Annotated in this window: 18 protein-coding genes; 7 read left to right on the top strand and 11 right to left on the bottom strand. The window is 37.9% G+C overall.

The window, feature by feature from the left end; genetic code table 11:
• The 3 genes from ACPDG9_RS11810 to ACPDG9_RS11800 form a co-directional block, all read right to left on the bottom strand.
• The coding region (locus tag ACPDG9_RS11810; RefSeq protein ID WP_430527949.1) for a thrombospondin type 3 repeat-containing protein at window positions 1–809 on the bottom strand (809 nt) is incomplete at its 3' end.
• Between the two features lie 109 nt (window positions 810–918).
• Complete coding sequence (gene kbl / locus ACPDG9_RS11805) at window positions 919–2,112, bottom strand: glycine C-acetyltransferase (RefSeq protein ID WP_430527948.1); 1,194 nt, start codon at window positions 2,110–2,112, stop codon at window positions 919–921.
• Between the two features lie 32 nt (window positions 2,113–2,144).
• The gene (locus tag ACPDG9_RS11800) at window positions 2,145–5,297 is read right to left on the bottom strand and encodes a UvrD-helicase domain-containing protein (RefSeq protein ID WP_430527947.1); all 3,153 of its coding nucleotides are present in this window, start codon (window positions 5,295–5,297) and stop codon (window positions 2,145–2,147) included.
• A 103-nt stretch (window positions 5,298–5,400) separates the two neighbouring features.
• On the opposite strand from ACPDG9_RS11800, the gene ACPDG9_RS11795 reads away from it, so the two are divergent.
• Window positions 5,401–6,006: a superoxide dismutase gene (locus tag ACPDG9_RS11795; protein WP_430527946.1), complete on the top strand. Its 606-nt coding sequence runs from the start codon at window positions 5,401–5,403 to the stop codon at window positions 6,004–6,006.
• 177 nt (window positions 6,007–6,183) lie between these two features.
• Complete coding sequence (locus ACPDG9_RS11790) at window positions 6,184–7,584, top strand: SLC13 family permease (RefSeq protein ID WP_430527945.1); 1,401 nt, start codon at window positions 6,184–6,186, stop codon at window positions 7,582–7,584.
• 48 nt (window positions 7,585–7,632) lie between these two features.
• On the opposite strand, the gene ACPDG9_RS11785 is transcribed toward ACPDG9_RS11790, so the two are convergent.
• From ACPDG9_RS11785 to ACPDG9_RS11770, 4 genes are all read right to left on the bottom strand, one after another.
• Window positions 7,633–9,531, bottom strand: coding sequence for an amidophosphoribosyltransferase (locus ACPDG9_RS11785; RefSeq protein WP_430527944.1), 1,899 nt, complete (start codon window positions 9,529–9,531; stop codon window positions 7,633–7,635).
• Window positions 9,532–9,595: 64 nt separating this feature from the next.
• Window positions 9,596–10,522 (bottom strand): PfkB family carbohydrate kinase, encoded by a 927-nt coding sequence (locus tag ACPDG9_RS11780; protein ID WP_430527943.1) that lies wholly within the window; start codon window positions 10,520–10,522, stop codon window positions 9,596–9,598.
• A 327-nt stretch (window positions 10,523–10,849) separates the two neighbouring features.
• Window positions 10,850–11,326, bottom strand: coding sequence for a ribonuclease HI (gene rnhA, locus ACPDG9_RS11775; RefSeq protein WP_430527942.1), 477 nt, complete (start codon window positions 11,324–11,326; stop codon window positions 10,850–10,852).
• A 6-nt stretch (window positions 11,327–11,332) separates the two neighbouring features.
• Window positions 11,333–11,896 (bottom strand): phosphoribosylglycinamide formyltransferase, encoded by a 564-nt coding sequence (locus tag ACPDG9_RS11770; RefSeq protein ID WP_430527941.1) that lies wholly within the window; start codon window positions 11,894–11,896, stop codon window positions 11,333–11,335.
• Window positions 11,897–12,094: 198 nt separating this feature from the next.
• Here ACPDG9_RS11770 and ACPDG9_RS11765 point away from each other — a divergent pair, with 198 nt between their 5' ends.
• The 5 genes from ACPDG9_RS11765 (at window position 12,095) to pyk (ending at window position 16,563) form a co-directional block, all read left to right on the top strand.
• Window positions 12,095–12,331: an acyl carrier protein gene (locus tag ACPDG9_RS11765; protein WP_002988156.1), complete on the top strand. Its 237-nt coding sequence runs from the start codon at window positions 12,095–12,097 to the stop codon at window positions 12,329–12,331.
• Window positions 12,332–12,526: 195 nt separating this feature from the next.
• The gene (fabF, locus tag ACPDG9_RS11760) at window positions 12,527–13,780 is read left to right on the top strand and encodes a beta-ketoacyl-ACP synthase II (protein WP_430527940.1); all 1,254 of its coding nucleotides are present in this window, start codon (window positions 12,527–12,529) and stop codon (window positions 13,778–13,780) included.
• 13 nt (window positions 13,781–13,793) lie between these two features.
• On the top strand, window positions 13,794–14,540 hold the full coding sequence (rnc, locus tag ACPDG9_RS11755; protein WP_430527939.1) for a ribonuclease III: 747 nt from the start codon (window positions 13,794–13,796) through the stop codon (window positions 14,538–14,540).
• A gap of 98 nt (window positions 14,541–14,638) precedes the next feature.
• Window positions 14,639–15,127 carry an IPExxxVDY family protein gene (locus ACPDG9_RS11750; RefSeq protein WP_430527938.1) on the top strand — a complete coding sequence of 163 codons (489 nt, stop codon included), beginning with the start codon at window positions 14,639–14,641 and terminating at the stop codon, window positions 15,125–15,127.
• Window positions 15,128–15,132: 5 nt separating this feature from the next.
• Entirely contained in the window at window positions 15,133–16,563 is a 1,431-nt protein-coding gene (gene pyk, locus ACPDG9_RS11745) for a pyruvate kinase (protein WP_430527937.1), read from the top strand.
• A gap of 211 nt (window positions 16,564–16,774) precedes the next feature.
• Here pyk and ACPDG9_RS11740 read toward each other — a convergent pair whose 3' ends face one another.
• The 4 genes from ACPDG9_RS11740 to ACPDG9_RS11725 all read right to left on the bottom strand — a co-directional run bounded on the left by ACPDG9_RS11740 (window position 16,775) and on the right by ACPDG9_RS11725 (window position 19,749).
• Window positions 16,775–17,425, bottom strand: a complete 651-nt coding sequence (locus ACPDG9_RS11740; RefSeq protein WP_430527936.1) for an HD domain-containing protein — start codon at window positions 17,423–17,425, stop codon at window positions 16,775–16,777.
• A gap of 34 nt (window positions 17,426–17,459) precedes the next feature.
• Window positions 17,460–18,458, bottom strand: coding sequence for an acyl-ACP desaturase (locus tag ACPDG9_RS11735; RefSeq protein ID WP_430527935.1), 999 nt, complete (start codon window positions 18,456–18,458; stop codon window positions 17,460–17,462).
• Window positions 18,459–18,537: 79 nt separating this feature from the next.
• Window positions 18,538–19,269 (bottom strand): lysophospholipid acyltransferase family protein, encoded by a 732-nt coding sequence (locus ACPDG9_RS11730; protein ID WP_430527934.1) that lies wholly within the window; start codon window positions 19,267–19,269, stop codon window positions 18,538–18,540.
• Window positions 19,270–19,338: 69 nt separating this feature from the next.
• Window positions 19,339–19,749 (bottom strand): BrxA/BrxB family bacilliredoxin, encoded by a 411-nt coding sequence (locus ACPDG9_RS11725; protein ID WP_430527933.1) that lies wholly within the window; start codon window positions 19,747–19,749, stop codon window positions 19,339–19,341.
• Window positions 19,750–19,838 lie beyond the last annotated feature (89 nt).

Below are 19,838 nucleotides of genomic sequence, written 5' to 3'. Positions count from 1 at the left end.
AAATGATCAGGAATACCATCTCCGTCTGTATCAGGACATCCGTTGAATTCTGGTAAACCAGGTACATCTGGACACTCATCTAAATGATCAGGAATACCATCTCCGTCTGTATCAGGACATCCGTTGAATTCTGGTAAACCAGGTACATCTGGACACTCGTCATATTTGTCTAAGATTCCATCTCCATCTGTGTCTTTTCCACCAAATTGGAAACGTACACCCACGAAGTGTTGCATATGCGAAGCAACGTCAACATCTGGAGTTCTTGTATCGTCGAATGAATGTTTGTACGTAGATTGGAATGTCAATGCGATGTTTTGAGTAAACCAGAAGTTTAATCCTAAACCTCCATTAACTGTTCCTGTACTTGCATCACCCATGAAAGTATATCCCCCACCCACTAATACGAATGGATCAACAACTTTTGAGTTTAAGATTTCTTTGAAGCTATACTTAACTTCTGCATCAATTCCGTAGTAAGATAAATCTCCAGGGTTGTACTTGAAGTATCCATCAGACTCACTTGAAATGAATTTATCAATTTTATTCACTGATCCTACAACACCTAATGAAAATCCATCACCTAAGTATCTTGATACATTTAAGTAAGAAATTGAAGGTAAAATATTCCAATCTGACGTTTGGAAATAACCCCCCATTCTGTGTGAAAACCCTTTAGCTGAACTAACTTTAGTGTTTACAGCATTCGCACCAATAGTTACAGCCCACGGATGGTCAGCATCTTGCGCTTGAGTCGAAAGACCCGCACATAGTATTGCCGCTGCAATTAATTTGTTGAGATGTTTCATAACTTTATTTTTCTATTTATTGTAATGTTAAAACAAAAATACAATTATATGTGTAGTTAACAAATTTTATTCTTAACAATTATTGTGATTTACTAAAAAAAGTTAATTGTTAAATTACTTTTAATTCCTTACCTACTTCAATAAATGCCTGGATCGCATGATCTAAATGAGCTTGTGTGTGCGCTGCCGACAACTGCACGCGAATTCTCGCTTTACCCTGAGGCACAACAGGATAGAAGAATCCAATCACATAAACTCCTTTGGTTAATAAGCGATCTGCCATCTCTTGAGACAACTTTGCATCGTACAACATAACAGGTACAATTGCCGAATCTCCATCAACAAGATCAAACCCTGCTTTTTGCATTCCTTTCTTGAAATAATTGGTATTCCACTCTAATTGATCGCGCAATTTTGTGTCTTTTTTCAATAATTCAAACACTTTCAACGAAGCACCAACAATCATTGGAGCCAATGAATTAGAGAATAAGTAAGGACGTGAACGCTGTCTCAACAACTCGATAATCTCTTTTTTACCTGTTGTATAACCTCCCATAGCGCCTCCTAAAGCTTTTCCTAATGTACCTGTAATGATATCTACACGTCCCATTGCGTTTTTCGCTTCCATCGTTCCTTTTCCTGTTGCTCCGATAAATCCAGCTGCATGGCACTCATCTACCATAACCAAGGCGTCGTATTTATCCGCTAAATCACAAATCTTATCTAGTGGCGCAACTAATCCGTCCATTGAAAACACCCCATCTGTAACGATAATCTTGAAGCGGTGCCCTGCTTCATTCGCTTTAATCAACTGTTGCTCTAAGTAAGCCATATCATTATTTTCATAACGGTAACGAGCGGCTTTACACAAGCGAACACCATCAATAATAGACGCGTGATTTAAACTGTCCGAAATAATGGCATCCTCAGCACCTAATAAAGGTTCGAAAACTCCTCCATTCGCATCAAAAGCTGCTGCGTATAAGATAGTGTCTTCTGTTCCATAGAAATCTGCGATTGTCGCTTCTAATTGTTTGTGAATATCCTGCGTTCCACAAATGAAACGCACCGATGACATTCCAAAACCATGGGTGTCCAAAGCGTCTTTTGCCGCTTGTATCACTTCTGGATGTGAGGATAATCCTAAATAGTTATTCGCACAAAAATTCAATACTTTTTCTCCTGTAGAAACTGTAATCTCTGCTCCTTGTGGCGAAGTAATAATTCTCTCCTTTTTAAATAAACCATTGTCTTCAATCGACTTCAACTCTTGTTGTAAATGGTCTTTAATTTTTCCGTACATACTTACTCTTTTTAAGCGTTAACTATACTCTTTTACAAATGTATTATATTTAAATCATCCACTCCCATGTATAAAATAACTTTTTTAACCACTTCATATCCCATGGCGACAAGTGAATCCTCGTATTTTGTCAATTGCTTGACGTATTTCTCTTCTGGTTTCCCCGTTTTATAATCTAATAAATACGCTTTTTGACCTTTGATAACCACGCGGTCGGGGATTAAATTGTGCTGTGTTTGACCAATAATCATGCGTTCATTGTATACGACTCCTTCTGTAAAGAAGTCGCGTAGGTCAGGGTGAGAAATAATCTGCTGTATAGCTCCTTTAAAGTTATCCTTCTCACTCTCTACAATTAGTCCTTCTTCTAATGCCCGTTCTATCGCAGCCTCCACATCGTTAGAGGTCTGAATAAACGACATAATCTTATGTGTAATATTTCCATAGGCAATAGCCTCTCCTACTTGTGTATCCCACATCAAGGCCTCTCGTTCTGCTATTTTTATCGCGTTAAAATCAAAAAGTCGATCCACACTTTGGATCAACTTATTCTGATCGAAAGCAGATTCACTAGGAGTTGATAAACGCTGAGGACTACCAAACTCATACACTAGTTGATCCTCCTGGTACATCCCTTGTTGACGCAAATAATGAATAAAAAAGCGCGACATATTATTTTTGTATTCCCCATCTATTTTTAGATCTCTAGTTGTAATAATATGCAATTGCTCTTCTGCTCTAGTTAAAGCGACATAAAGCACATTGATATTATCCAGCAGTTCTTCTTGCTCTTTCTCTGCATATAACTTTTCAGCATAAGCACCGTATTCCTTTACCTCTTTCTTTGCATCTACCAAAGCTTTAGGCAAATCAATTCCCACATCTTGCTCATCAAACGCTACCCACAATTTATCGCGATTTGAGCGATCATAATCTTCCTCTGCAAAAGGAAAAATCACAACAGGAAACTCTAATCCCTTCGATTTGTGAATGGTCATCAGCTGAACGGCATTTTTACCTTCTGGTGTCGGAATACTAAATTTGTGGTTGTTCTCTTCCCAATACAAAATAAAATCGCCTATCCCATACTGATTTTTTATCGTGCGTTCTAAAACGATATCCATAAAATACAAGACGTACGAACTTGTCGCCTGTGTAGGAAAGAAAGCGCGAACGATAATTTCAACGGCTTCATACAGCGATTTTTTTCTACATTGATCAAACGAAATGCAAATCTCTTTTGTTGCTAACCACTGTTCTAATGTTGCATCTGACGTATAACTCAACCCTTCTTCAATGAAATCGTGTACAGCCTCTTGTTTTCGTTTATTAGCGATATAATACAACAGTAGCGTTTTTGATTCTTTATCTTCCTTATTTCGAATGTAACGCAACACATCCATAATCAGTCGCACCTCTGTCGCATGGCTAATTAAAAGAGAATCCGAAGATAAAATGGGGATTTCTTGCTCCGTCAAATAATTCGCTAATGCAATTCCATGAGCGCGTTTACGTGTTAGAACCACTATATCACTATAGGAAAACCCCTGTGCGAGTCCGGTTTCAATTACTTTTAACGTCGCTTCGAGATACAAGCGCTCTTTATCAACTTCATTTTCTTTATCTAGCAAGCGTTCATCCAAAAACTGCAAATTTACATACCCTCCCTCTTTGCTATTTACTTCCTGGTGGCTTTGGTTTTCGTAAATATGCTTGTAATCCTCCTGTGTAAAAAAACTTGAAATTCCCTTAAAAAAGCTATTATTGAAGTGAATCACCTCCGCATAGCTCCTATAGTTTTTCCCTAAGACTACAACTTCCTTATCTGGATTTGAAAAGGGATTATCTGTTTTACTCAGCGCAATAAACTGTTCTGCTTTTCCTCCGCGCCAACGATAGATAGACTGTTTAGGGTCTCCTACCAACATCAAAGTTCCTTTCACCCCAAAATCTTCTCCCGCTAATGCGTTGTCAATCAAAGGAACCAAGTTATCCCACTGCATCACAGAAGTATCTTGAAACTCGTCAATAAAGAAGTGACGGTATCGCTCTCCTAATCGCTCATAGATAAAAGGAGCCGGTTGGTGTTGAATCTCATTGTGGATAATCGCGTTAAACTGGCTAATAGACAGCATATTTTTTTCCTCTTGAATATGTTGCATCTCAATACCTAAAATATTCAAGAGTGATAGTGGTGTAATATTTTTCAAAAACGCTTGATAAAACAAACGCTTGGCAAATAACTGGTAGATATCGGCTAATTGTCGCAACACTTCAGGTAACAGCGCCTCAATGGTATCGCGATCTTTCGCTGCCTTAAGCAGGGTCACTTCGTCAAATTCTACGTATTTGCGCTGGGTACTCTTATCTGTATCATTAATAATCGCCAAGAGATGATTGGGAAATGTTCCACGGGAAAAGGATTTCATGTCCACTCCTTTGTCAATCAGCAAGTCCCAAATCGCTTTTCCCTTTTGCTGGGTATCCTTCGTTATTTCCTCTATTTTTTTACGCAAATAATCACGGGTAGACACAAAGTCATGCAGTGATTTCTGATCGAAAAGCGCAATTTCATCGCGATTGTTTTCATTGAGCAACAAGGCTCCCATTTCTTTCAATTCGCGCGTGATATCCCAACTCTTATCGTTATCAGCTTTGTCAATGGAGAAATCAATTAACACTTTAGTAAGCTCTTCATCTGTGCCTGCTTTGGCAATAACTGAGTCCACCGCTTCTTGTAGTAACTCATCCGAATCTAGAGACACCTCAAAACTCATGGGTAAATTTAAATCAAAGGCAAAAGAGCGGATCACTTTATGCGTAAACTTATCAATCGTGGAAATATCAAAGGAGGCATAATTGTGAATAATATGCTTCATAATACGCGCTGATTTCTCCTTCACTACATGCTCTTTCAACCCCGTTTCTTGCACAATTTGCTCTAACATAGGTTGAAATTTCTTTTCAGTCTCTTTTTGCGCAAAAGCATATAGACAAGACAAAATTCGATTTTTCATCTCCGCCACTGCTTTATTGGTAAAAGTAATCGCCAAGATTTTTCGATACGCATCATCTGATCGATCAACAAGTACGATTTTCAAATATTCTTTTACTAAAGTATGTGTTTTTCCTGAACCCGCAGATGCGTTATATACTGAAAATGAAGCTCTTTCCGCTTTAATCATCGAATTATCCCTTAACGTTTATTAACCCTTAAGATTTTTTATATTCCATAGAAAATCCCTAAATTTGAATAAAAATAACACTAATCTTTAAATAATACGAATTATGGCTTTCGAATTACCACAATTACCTTATGCGTATGACGCATTAGAACCACATATTGACGCACGTACAATGGAAATCCACCATACGAAACACCACAATGCTTATACGACTAATTTAAATGCAGCTATCGCTGGTACTGAATTAGAAGGAAAAACAATCGAGGAGATTTTAGCAAACCTTGATATGGCTAATGGTGCAGTTCGCAACAACGGTGGAGGTTTCTATAACCACAATTTATTCTGGACAGTAATGAGCCCGAATGGCGGTGGAGAACCTACAGGAGAATTAGCAGATGCTATCGCTAAAGATTTTGGTTCATTTGCAAACTTCAAAGAAGCTTTTGCAAAAGCAGGTGCTACTCAATTTGGTTCAGGTTGGGCATGGTTATGCGTTAAAAATGGCAAATTAGAAGTATGTGGTACACCAAACCAAGACAACCCGCTTATGCCAGGTGTTGCTTGTGGTGGAACTCCAATCTTAGGAATGGACGTTTGGGAACATGCGTACTACTTAAACTACCAAAACAGACGCCCTGACTATATTTCTGCTTTCTTCAGCGTAATCAACTGGGCTGAAGTTGCTAAGAGATATGCAGCAGTAAAATAAGACATAAAGAGTGAGCTCTTTAGCTATCAAAAAGGGAAGTATCTTCGATACTTCCCTTTTTTTAGTTGAAAACTTCACAAAATCAATAGATTTCCTTCTAATCTTCTACGTCTTTTTACATTCTATCTACTTTATTTTTTTGTACTTTACCTGTCTATTCTTAACACCCATTATTAGATGCAACTCGATTACGAACCGGAAAGTCTCAGACACAAGTCTAAACGAAACTATATCATCATTGGTTTAAACGTATTAATGCTATTTGCTTTGATTCGCTTTTTACCCTATGAACCACAAGTAAACAAAGGACTTGCCCTATTGGCTTTTGTCGCTGTGTTATGGTTAACAGAAGCACTACACGTAACAACCACTGCGGTTTTTGTTCCTGTGTTGGCTATCGGACTAGGACTAACGGACGTTCAGCCCGCTCTTGTATCATTTGCCGATCCGAATATTTTTCTTTTCTTAGGTGGTTTTGTATTGGCTGGGGCGTTACACGTACAAAAACTAGACTTAATCATTGCCAGTAAGATTATGTACTTGGCAAAAGGGCGATTATCACACGCTATCTTCTACTTATTTCTCGCCACGGCTGTACTATCTATGTGGATCAGTAATACGGCAACTGTAGCCATGATGCTTCCCCTCGTAACAGGAATATTAAGCCAATTAGATAAAACTCAACACCGCAATACTTACGTTTTTGTTTTATTGGGTATCGCTTATAGCGCGAGTATTGGTGGAATGGGAACCATTGTTGGAAGTCCTCCCAATGCTATTGTCGCTTCTCAGCTCAACCTGTCTTTTGCGGAATGGCTCAAAATGGGTTTTCCTATGGTAATTATCCTCTTGCCTTTGATGATTGCCGTAATTTATTTTGTCTTTAAACCGAAATTAAACCTCAAGTTTGAGCATCAAATGGAGGCTATTCCCATGAATGCCGATCGCTGGATTACCTTGGGTATTTTCTTGTTAACGGCCATTTGTTGGATTTTGAGCAGTCAAATCAACCCCCTATTTGCAGCGTTGGTCGGTTTTGATGGTTCTTTCAAGAACTTTGATACCTTCATTGCTTTAGGTGCGTTTATTCTCATTTGCGTGAGTCAAGTCTCTCGTTGGAAGGAACTACAACACAACGTCGATTGGGGTGTGCTATTGCTCTTTGGTGGGGGATTAACCCTGAGTATGGTGCTCAAAGACTCTGGCGCAAGTAAAGTCATGGCCGATGTGTTGGTCTCTCTTATTCACGGTAGTTCTTTCTTTATCATTAGCTTAATCGTCGCTTTTTTTATTGTTTTCTTGACAGAATTCACTTCGAATACCGCTAGTGCAGCGCTGTTGGTTCCCATTTTCTTTTCGATTTCACAAGAATTAGGCATGCATCCCTTGGGACTTTCCATGATTATCGGACTCGGGGCTTCTTGTGCGTTTATGCTTCCAGTTGCCACTCCTCCCAATGCTATCGTATTCGGTACGGGCGATATTCAACAAAAGGAAATGATGAAAGCAGGGATTATCTTGAATATTTTCTGTGCGGTTATTATCGCAACGGTGGCTTACTTTTTTTGGTTGGGATAACAAAAAAGCACCGATCTCTCGGTGCTTCTATATCATTCTTAATTCCTATTAATACGGTTTCTCATCTCTACCTTCGTAGTAGTTGATGAAGGCGCGGTTAACTACGCGATTTCCACCTTTAGTAGGATAATCTCCGGTGAAGTACCAATCTCCTAGATTTTTCGGACAGGCTTTGTGTAAGTTGTCGATCGATTGGAAGACGATTTTAATTTCCGATTTGATTCCCTCTTCCGTTACCATTTGAGCGATTTTTGCAGAGACCTCCTCATCCGTAAAAGGAGCGTAAATCTCTTTTACATAGTTAACTACCTCATCATCTTTCAAGCCTACCTGTGCTTTTGACTTTTGATACACCTCTTCTACAATGTGATACATATTGCGTTCTTTCAGCATCTCGATTGCCGCTTGGAAAGCGATCAATCCTTCTAATTTCGCCATATCAATTCCGTAGCAATCTGGGTAACGCACTTGAGGCGCCGCAGAAACAACCACTATCTTTTTCGGATTCAAGCGATCCAACATGCGGATGATGCTCTTCTTTAACGTCGTTCCACGTACAATACTGTCGTCGATAATCACCAAGTTATCCGTTGGTTTTATCACGCCATACGTTACGTCGTAAACGTGTGCTACTAGATCGTCACGACTACTGTCGTCTGTAATAAACGTACGCAATTTCGCATCTTTAATCGCAATCTTCTCTGTACGCAATTTTACCGATAAAATCTCTTGTAGTTTTGCTTCAGAAAGCGATTCTTTATTCTTTAATATATCTGAAATCTTACGTTGATTCAAGAAATCCTGCGCCCCTTCAATCATTCCAAAGAAAGAGGTTTCTGATGTATTGGGAATATAAGAGAATACCGAATTATCCGTATCATTGTCAATCACGTCTAACACTTGAGGAAAGATTAACTTTCCTAGATCTTTGCGCTCTTGGTAGATATCCGCGTCATTTCCTCTTGAGAAATACACGCGCTCGAAGGAACACGCTTTCAACGGAAGTGGATCTAAGATTTGCTCAAAGTGTACACTTGCATCTTTCTTAACGATAATCGCCTGACCTGGTGTTAGTTCTTTAATATCGTCAAAAGGCACATTCAATGCCGTTTGAATTACAGGACGCTCACTTGCCACAACGACAATTTCATCATTTTCATAGTAGAACGCTGGGCGGATTCCCGCAGGATCTCTAAATACAAAGGCATCTCCATGACCTAACATCCCTGCCATAGTAAAACCACCGTCCCAGTTTTTAGAAGCCCTACGCAAGATACGAGCAATATCTAAACGCTCTCCTATTATTGGCGAAGCGGCTCTTTTAGAAAAACCTTCTTGTTTTATTTTATAGTATAAATCATCAATTTCATCATCTAAGAAATGGCCGATTTTCTCCATTACCGTAATGGTATCTGACATTTCTTTTGGGTGTTGCCCCAAGCGCACTAAGTCGTCAAATAATTCTCTAACATTGGTTAGGTTGAAGTTTCCAGCAACGATTAAGTTTCTGTGCATCCAATTGTTTTGACGTAAAAAAGGATGAACGCTTTCGATGCTATTTTTTCCAAACGTTCCATAACGCACGTGACCTAAGAACACTTCTCCTAAGTAAGGGATGTGTTTTTTTTGCAATTCAGCACTATCCGCATATTCTGGGTGTTCTTCCATTTCTGCATTAATGCGTCCATTGATTTGGGCAAAAATATCCTGAATAGGCTGTGATTTGTTTGAACGCACACGACTAATATAGCGTTCTCCTGGTTCCATATCGAGTTTAATACTCGCTAAACCAGCTCCATCTTGTCCTCTATTATGTTGTTTTTCTAATAACAAGTACATTTTTTGAATTGGATAAAATGCACTCCCATATTTTTCTTTATAATAGGATAGAGGCTTTTTTAATCGTAAAAAAGCAATTCCACATTCGTGTTGTAGTGCGTCGCTCATAGTTAGTTGTGTTGTGTGTTATCATTAAAAAAAGCCCCACGACGAGGCTTAGTATGTTGCATGTTTACGTGAGTTCAATGTCGAACTGGGTTAACATTTTAAATTGCATTAATCTTTTTTTCATTTCGGCTTCTTCTAACTGCTCCATGCGTTGTGTTCCGAATTCTTCTACACAGAAGGAGGCTAAATTAGATCCAAAAATAATGGCATTTTTCATACATTGAAAGGATACATTTCCTCTTTCCGTTAAATATCCTGCAAATCCACCTGCAAAGGTATCTCCTGCTCCCGTTGGATCAAACACTTCCTTTAGCGGTAATGCTGGTGCAAAGAAAACATCTTTCCCAGAAAACAACAAGGCTCCATGTTCTCCCTTTTTAATTACGACATATTGAGGTCCCATCTCGTGAATCACCTCTGCCGCCTTTACTAAAGAGTATTCCCCAGATAATTGACGAGCCTCTTCATCGTTAATGGTAATCACATCTACGTGTTTCAATACCGACTTTAGCTCCTCTAATGCACAATTCATCCAAAAATTCATCGTATCAAGTACCACTAATTTTGGTTTTTGTTCCAATTGATCCAATACCGATTGCTGAATGGCAGGATGTAAATTCCCTAACATCACAACATCTGCGTTTTTAAAATCAGCCGGAACGACAGGATTGAAATTCTCTAATACATTTAATTGTGTATCCAAAGTGTCCCTTGCATTCAAGTCGTTGTGGTATCTACCACTCCAAAAGAAGGTTTTACCGCCTGGGACAACTTCAATACCTGTTGTATTGATATTTTTACTTTCTAATAATTCAATATATTCTTTCGGAAAGTCATCCCCTACTACAGATACTATAGCTGATTCAACTTCAAAATGAGAAGCAGACAGTCCTATATATGTAGCAGCACCTCCTAATACTTTGTCCGTTTTCCCGAATGGTGTTTCTATGGTGTCAAACGCCACTGTTCCGACGATCAATAACTTGTTCATATTTTTGGAAAAGAAATAAGGTGCAAATATATAGCATTCCTTTTTTTTGAACAAAAATTAATCTCTTTTATTCGAAAATTAACTTATAGTCAAGTCTTTACAAACAAGCCTCTTATTAATTTCAACCGATCTTTTTTAGATAAACGATCTTTTTTTATGAGATTGCACACTACGATAGAACAATACCTCCATCGATCGTATCCTCGTTCTCTTTTTATAAAAGTCAGAATGCTAGTTACTTTAACTTCATCGATTGATCATTTTCTCACCAAAATAAAAAGGCTCGATCATAAATCGAACCTTTTTAGGGCTATCCCTTTATATATTTTACTCGCGATTTTGCTCATAATACTCATCCACCAACAAATCCTTTTGTTTCCCTGCCTGAACAGCCAAAAAGTCACAGCGTTCGTTCATCGGATGGTTGTTGTGTCCTTTGACCCATTGAAACGACACTTGATGTTGTCGGTAGATGCGCAAAAAACGCATCCACAAATCGGGGTTTTTTTTGTCCTTGAAGTTTTTTTTCTCCCAGCCGAATACCCAACCTTTGCTTACGGCATCCACTACATATTTAGAATCGGAAACAACCAATACACGGGTTTGTGGGTTTTTTAGTTTTTCTAACCCCACAATGACAGCCAGTAACTCCATGCGGTTATTAGTTGTTAGTCTATACCCTTGTGCAAATTCCTTAAACACCTGACGACCGGCCCACTCCAACACCAATCCGTAACCTCCCGGCCCAGGATTACCTTGTGCAGATCCGTCGGTATATAAAATAACTTGATACGCTTGACTCATTTACTTTTATTTAAATAACAATTGTTCTATGACAATTGGAAAGTGTTTGTATTCTAAAGCCTGTACAGCTTTAGCAATATCTTCAGCGGTATAATTCGGTTCCACAGCCGTTTTAGCCTGTAAAATAGTCGCCCCTTCATCGTAATTTTCATTGACGAAGTGAATCGTAATTCCCGTTTCTTTCTCTTTATTGGCTAAAACCGCTTCATGTACAAAATGTCCATACATTCCCTTTCCTCCGTATTGAGGTAATAACGCTGGATGGATATTGATTACTTGGTTGTGGTATTTTTTTACCAAATCCTCAGGAAACTTCCACAAGAAGCCCGCCAAAACGATCAAATCCGGATCAAATGTTGCTAATTTTTCCGCTAACTCGCCGTTATTCAGCTGGTTTTTGTCAAAAATATAAACCGGAACGTTTCTTTTTTCCGCTTTTTCTATTACTTTAGCATGAGGGTTATTGACCAAAACCAGGTATTGGTTCACAATTGAATTATTCTCAAAGTAATTGATAATATTCTCCACATTAGTCCCTGAACCAGAAGCGAATAGCGCTATTTTTCTCATGATATAAACCGAATTTAAGGTTAAAAAACACTTTATTGAAGTACAAAAAAAAGAATAATTACTGACAATAAACAGAAAAATAGTATTAAGTATTAATTATTTTTATAATTTCGCACTGACAATTAACATGTATAATCAGGATATAAAATAAAGTTTTTTATTTTTGCCCTAGGAAATTAAATTTTAAAATTAAAGATTATGTCAGACATTGCATCAAGAGTAAAAGCGATTATCGTTGACAAATTAGGAGTTGACGAGAACGAAGTTGTAGCAGAAGCAAGCTTCACTAATGATTTAGGAGCTGATTCACTAGACACTGTTGAGCTTATCATGGAGTTCGAAAAAGAATTCGATATTCAAATTCCAGACGATCAAGCAGAGAACATCGCTACAGTTGGTCAAGCTATCTCTTACATCGAAGAAGCTAAGAAGTAATAACTAATAACCCACGTGTTGTTTACAGCACGTGGGCGTTATTATTTTTTGACATACCTACTTATTTTTAGAATAGAAAAAGGACAGATTCACAAGATAGTGATCTGATAAACAAATATAAAGCTACCCAATGTTTCCTTTTACAAAAGTGAAAAATTGGGTTTTTTTAACTTATTAAACCATAATATTTACTTTATGAAATTAAGGCGAGTTGTTGTAACAGGTTTAGGTGCTCTTACCCCCATAGGGAATAACATCCAAGAGTATTGGAACGGTCTTATTAATGGCGTAAGTGGAGCAGCTCCGATTACACATTTTGATGCTACCAATTTCAAAACCCAATTTGCGTGCGAAGTAAAGAATTTCAATGTAGAAGATTTTATTGATCGTAAAGAGGCACGTAAAATGGATCGATACGCTCAATTAGCCATGGTTAGTGCTGATGAGGCCGTTGTCGATTCAAAATTAGACTTAGAGAAAATAGATAAAGATAGAGCTGGAGTTATTTGGGGTTCAGGTATCGGTGGATTAGAAACGTTTCAAAATGAGGTAACAGACTTCGTTAATGGAAATGGAACTCCTCGATTCAATCCTTTCTTCATTCCAAAAATGATTGCAGATATCGCTGGAGGTCACATTTCAATTAAATATGGCTTAAGAGGTCCAAACTTTACTACTGTATCGGCTTGTGCTTCTTCTACCAATGCGATTATTGACGCGTTCAACTACATTCGTTTAGGTATGGCAGACATCATGGTAACAGGAGGTTCTGAAGCAGCGGTAACGATTGCAGGTGTGGGAGGATTCAACGCTATGCACGCTTTATCTACAAGAAATGATAACCCAGAATCAGCGTCTAGACCTATGGACAAAGACCGCGATGGTTTTGTACTTGGAGAAGGTGCTGGGGCTTTAGTATTGGAAGAATACGAACACGCTGTTGCACGTGGAGCTAGAATCTACTGTGAAATCGGCGGTGGAGGTATGTCAGCAGATGCCCATCACTTAACTGCTCCACATCCTGATGGATTAGGGGCTACCAATGTGATGAAAAACTGCCTGAGAGATGCAGGTCTTGAACCTTCTGATGTAGACGTTGTAAACCTACACGGAACATCTACTCCTCTAGGGGATATCGCAGAATCAAAAGCAATTTTAAACGTTTTTGGTGATCATGCGTATGCTATGAACTTAAACTCTACTAAATCTATGACTGGTCACCTTTTAGGGGCTGCTGGAGTGATAGAGGCAATCTCGGTAATTTTATCTATCGAACATGGTATTGTACCTCCTACAATCAACCACTTTACGGATGATGATCAAATCGATGCTAAATTAAACTTTACCTTCAACAAAGCTCAAAAAAGAGAAGTGAAAGTAGGGATGAGCAATACATTTGGTTTTGGAGGACACAACGCTTGCGTACTCGTTAAGAAATTAGACATTTAAGTACAACAACGTAATGTTGAGTAATGTATTAAATAAAATATTTAAAAATTCCCGTTCAAGTCAAAAGGACGGGAATTTTTGTCGTAAGATATCTCAGATCACCAAAGCAAAACCTTTAGATATCAACTATTACAAATTGGCGTTCACACACCGTTCAATGAATATTGTTGATACTCAAGGAAATCCCATTAATTACGAGCGATTAGAGTTTCTAGGCGACGCGATGTTGAATGCTGTTATTGCATCCCATCTCTATTTAGAGGTACCCAGCGGAGACGAGGGATACTTAACTAAAATGAGATCCAAAATTGTAAGTAGAGAAAACTTAAACTCCATTGGCAAAAGCCTCAATCTAATCGATATCGTAGAGAGCAAAATGGGCAATCAACAATTTGGTGAGAATATTCACGGCAATATTCTAGAAGCCTTAATTGGTGCTATTTATTTAGATCAAGGGTATCCCGCTTGTGAGAAATTTATTCACCAACGCTTAATTTCTACGATCACCGACATACACGTCTTAGAAACCAAAATCACGAGCTATAAAAGTTTACTGATCGAATGGTGCCAAAAGACAAAACATACGTTCAAATTTGATGCGTATGAAGACACCTCCAATGAGGATGTAAAATATTTTGGAGTTAAACTATTCATAGACAACAAATTAGTATCTAAAGGAAGGGCTACTTCTAAGAAAAAAGCCGAAGAAAAAGCTTCACAACGAGCTTATTTCGCGTTGCAAGAAAAAATAAACCATTAATTTGGGGAATCAATTAACATTTACTTAATGTTTCTTCTAAATAACTACATATTGTTTGAATTATAAAAGTCGTATCTTTGTATCTAACGAATAAACAAATGGGACCAGTAGTTCTAAGATTAGAAGATTTTGAAGCTGAAAACTATAGTCTGATCGCGATCCACTCTTCGCGCAAAGAGGATTTTAAAGTTACCTATCTTATTAACACTATTCTAGGCCTTTATTTAGAACGTACAACGCATGATGTTGAAATAGAAACGGATCAAGGCTTAGCTTCCTTTTCTTTATTTGAATACGACGATCCAGATTACCATGTGCTATGGAAGCTTGTATCGAATAAAGCCTTTATACTTCCTGAGTCTCAAATGGCTTCTCCCCTTTTTCAATATGTTGTTTCAACCATTAGTAAACAAGGGTATCTCCTACCGGAACACAAAACGGTGGACTACTTTCTAAAAGTTGAAAATACAGATGAACAATTTGAAATTGGTACAGTCATTGAAAAGTTAAAATCAATAAAAGTAATTTCTACTGCATACGAAATTCGAGTAGAAGCGATTAAATCGAAAAACAACCTAATTTTTTAAAAAATATGGTAGCAAAAAAAAGAACAAAAATTGTAGCAACACTAGGTCCTGCATCAGGAACAAAAGAAGTGTTACACGACATGATTAAAGCGGGTGTCAATGTATTTAGAATTAACTTCTCTCATGCTGACTACGCTGATGTACAAGAGAAAATAGATATTATCCGAGAATTAAATAAAGAATACGGTTATACAACTTCTATTCTAGGAGATCTTCAAGGACCAAAACTACGCGTAGGAATTATGGCTGAAGACGTTGTTGTAAACCCAGGTGACACGATTACCTTTTCAACAAAAGAAGAGTTTAAAGGAGACGCAAAACGCGTGTACATGAACTACAAACAGTTTCCAAATGACGTCAATACGGGAGAAACTATTTTGTTAGATGATGGTAAGTTAATTTTTGAAGTTGTTTCTACAAACAACACAGATGAAGTTGTTGCTAAAGTTATACAAGGTGGACCTCTAAAATCTAAAAAAGGGGTAAACTTACCGATGACTAAGGTATCACTACCTGCCTTAACAGAAAAAGACATCAATGATGCTATTTTTGCTATTAAAGCGCAAGTCGATTGGTTGGCCTTATCTTTCGTTAGAACTCCAGAAGATTTACTGGACTTACAAGAAATCGTCAAACAACATTCAGAACACAAAATTCCAATTGTTGCAAAAATTGAAAAACCTGAAGCGGTAAAAAACATCCATAAATTAGTTGCATACTGTGATGGTTTAATGGTTGCTCGTGGCGATCTAGGGGTGGAGATTCCTGCACAAGAGGTTCCTTTGATTCAAAAACAATTGGTTCAAGTTGCAAAAAATGCCCGAATTCCAGTAATCATTGCAACGCAAATGATGGAAACGATGATTTCAAGCTTAACACCAACAAGAGCTGAAGTAAACGACGTAGCAAACTCAGTAATGGATGGTGCAGATGCGGTTATGTTATCAGGAGAAACTTCTGTAGGAAGTTATCCTGTACAAGTAATTGAGAAAATGACACAAATTATCCAAAGTGTAGAAGATTCTCCATTAATCAATGTACCTCAAAGTCCTCCTACAATTAAAACAAATCGCTATATCACAAAAAATATTTGTTATCACGCTGCATTAATGGCGAATGATATCGAAGCAAAAGCAATTTGTACGTTAACGAATAGTGGATATACGGCTTTCCAAATTTCTGCTTGGCGTCCAAACAGTGATATTCTCGTTTTTACGTCAAATAAGCGCATTTTAACGCAATTAAACTTACTTTGGGGGGTTCAGGCTTACTACTATGACAAATACGTAAGCACAGACGAAACAATTGAAGATATCAACAATATGGTGGTAGAAAAGAAACACGCGGTAAAAGGGGATATGGTGATCAACTTAGCCGCCATGCCAATCGTTGAAAAAGGAATGGTGAATACGCTGAGAATTTCAGAGATTAAATAGTGATCGGTGATCAGTTATGAGAAATCAGTTATGAGGGATCAGAATTGAAAAACACGCATCCGAAAATATAAACGAAAAAAGGAAATCAATTCGAATTGATTTCCTTTTTTTATGACCTATTTTGCTTTTTCGCTTCTTTGCTTTTTCAACTTTTCGATTAAGGAGCTCTTGAACTAGTCTGGAAATTCAACTGCTAACAGACAACCCTTAACTATCTATCTCCTTGCCATTCTGCATAAAATTGAGCTAAAAAACCTTCCATATATCGGTGTCTTTCTTCTGCCATGCGTTTTCCTGCTTCCGTATTCATTAAATCTTTCAACAACAATAATTTCTCGTAAAAATGATTAATTGACGTTCCTTTATGCGCCTTGTACTCTTCTTTGGTCATACCAAAGCGAGGTGCTTGTTCAGGATCGTGAATCCCATTGTTTTTAAAACCTCCGTAATTGAAAACACGGGCAATCCCAATTGCTCCAATTGCATCTAATCGATCGGCATCTTGAACGATTTCCAACTCTTTTGACGTAAACTTTTGATCGAAATTCCCACCTTTATACGAGATATTTTCAATGCCTTTGACCACATGGTCTACTACGCTAGCCTCGTACTCCAATGACTCTAACCATTCCTTTGCTTTACGAGGTCCGACTGTCTCATCTCCTAGGTGAAATTTACTATCCGCAATGTCGTGCAATAAAGCGATTAATTGCACCACTTCTGCATGGGCTTCGGGTTCGAATTTTAAAATATTGAGTGCATTATTGTATACACGTTCGATGTGAAACCAATCGTGTCCTCCTTCTGCATCCTTCAGCTCTTCCCTTACATAGGCGATAGTTGCTTCAATTCTTTTTGTCATGTTTTACTGTAAACGGTTCACCGCCAACTATAAACTATTTAATAATAGCAGGTTGTACCCATTTAAAAATATGTTCCTCCTTACCAACACTCATTCTCTCAGCAATACGCAACATACGTGCAGGTAATTTCATTAAATATTCTCTTGCTTTTTCTGCTTCATCATTTAATCCTGTAAGTTTAGCAACTTCCCAACGATCAATTAATTTTTGCATGATCTCCACATAATCAATCGCAGTATATACACCAATGCGCTGTGCGGAATCAGAAAACTGTTCAAATGCATCTCCCATCTTTCCTCCTGATTCGCGAATTAAGTTAGCTGGCATGGTAATCTTGCGTTTCATCATATCGACAAAAGCCAATAACATTTCGCTTGGATCTACTTTAAAGATGCGATCAACGAATTCTGAATAGGCATGGTGGTGACGCATTTCATCTCCAGCAATAAGACGACAAATTTTAGCCAATTTGTGGTCACCATATTGTTTGGCTAATTTCCCTACTCTATTGTGTGAGATATAGGTAGCTAGCTCTTGAAAACTCGTGAATACAAAGTTTTTATAGGGATCTCTATCCGTTCCTGGATCAAAACCATCATTTAATAAATACTGTGTTGTAATTTCTACTTCACGCATGTTAACGCGACCAGACAAATACAAGTATTTGTTTAGCAAATCTCCGTGTCTATTTTCCTCTCCCGTCCAATGGCGAATCCATTTTGCCCATCCATTTCCACTTTCACCTTCGCGTTGATTAACGCCATCGACATCCATTAACCACGATTCGTACGTCGGCAAAGCCTCTTCCGTAATCGTATCTCCTACCAAAACAACCCAAAAATCATAGGGCAATTCTTTGGCAAATTCTCTTAATTCTCTGACTTCTTCTAAAAAATTTTCACTTTCCGAGTTAGGCAGTAAGTCAGAAGGTTGCCAAATTTTCTCCACCGGTATTAGATAATCATCAACGAAGCTATCTATATTTTTTTCCAAGAAGTGCATCACTTCTAGACGAACATTGTGTGTTGACATTTCAATTTGTTTTTGCTTCGCAACTAGCTCTTGGGTTTGGTTTAGTTTGTTTGGGAGTAACTGCGAGAATTAGTATTCATTATTCTATTTTAGACTTCACTAGTTCCTCTGTTTTAGCAAATAAATCTTCAAAAGAGTAATCGCTAATTTTCATTGGTTTATGCGCGTAAAGGCTAATTTTGGCTCCTAATCCTAGTGGAAATTTCCCAAATCGGAATAATTTCCAAGAATTATTAATCGTCAAGGGAACAAGATAAGCATCTGGCGAAAACTTACATAACATTTTAACCCCATTTTCGGAAAAACGTTTAGGATGTCCATCGCGACTTCTCGTTCCTTCAGGGAAAATAACGGCGGCCCTGTTGTATTTTGTTATATATTGGCCTAATCCGCGAATAACGGTTAGTGCCTGTTTAGCATCTTTTCTGTCAATGAGAACAGATCCTCCGTGTTTTAAATTATAAGACACACTAGGGATTCCTTGTCCCAGTTCTTTTTTACTGACAAATTTGGGGTGATTTTGTTTAAAAAACCAAATGATCATTGGTATATCAAACATACTTTGATGATTGGCAACAAAGACAATCGGTTTATCTGTAGGCAATTCCTCTTCTTTGGAAACACGATAAGAAGTTCCTAAAATACCGGTACACAACATGATCCACCAGACCATACAATCGACCACTTTTTTATGTGCTTTATATCCAAACAGGGTAAAGGCCAACCATTGTACACCGTGAAAGACCAAGAGTACAAGTAATAAACAGATAACAAATAGTACTGATAAAGGATATGAAATTATTTTTTGCATTAGCTCCAAGTATATCTTGAGCAAATATACACTTTAAAAAAAAACCACCTTATAGAAGGTGGTCTCTTTTTAGCAATATTCTTTGTATGCGTCGATCAAATTCTCCGCAATCATCTCTGCAGGATGTCCCTCGATGTGATGTCTCTCCAACATGTGAACTAATTCACCGTCTTTAAACAAAGCCATCGAAGGCGATGATGGTGGAAACGGAAACATATGTTGACGAGCTGCATCAACAGCATCTTTATCAACACCTGCAAATACTGTTACGATTTGCGTTGGTTTTTTCTCACCGTTTAGGCTCATGATTGCTCCTGGACGTGCATTACGCGCTGCACAACCACAAACTGAATTTACAACTACTAATGTAGTTCCTTCTTTACTCAAAGCAGCTTCAACTTCTTCTGCTGTATATAAGGCTGAAAATCCTGCATCAACTAACTCTTGACGCATTGGTTTTACTATTTCTTCTGGATACATACTATTACCTTTAATTAAAATTGCAATAACAAAGTTACACTTTTTCTCCTATTTTGTCCACTTTGAATGCTAAAGTATTCCCAAGATAT

The sequence above is a fragment of the Myroides sp. C6-3 genome, from assembly GCF_050522425.1.
Taxonomy (GTDB): Bacteria; Bacteroidota; Bacteroidia; order Flavobacteriales; family Flavobacteriaceae; genus Flavobacterium.
Note: the sequence above shows the minus strand (reverse complement) of the source record. Positions and strands in the feature narration are given on the sequence as shown.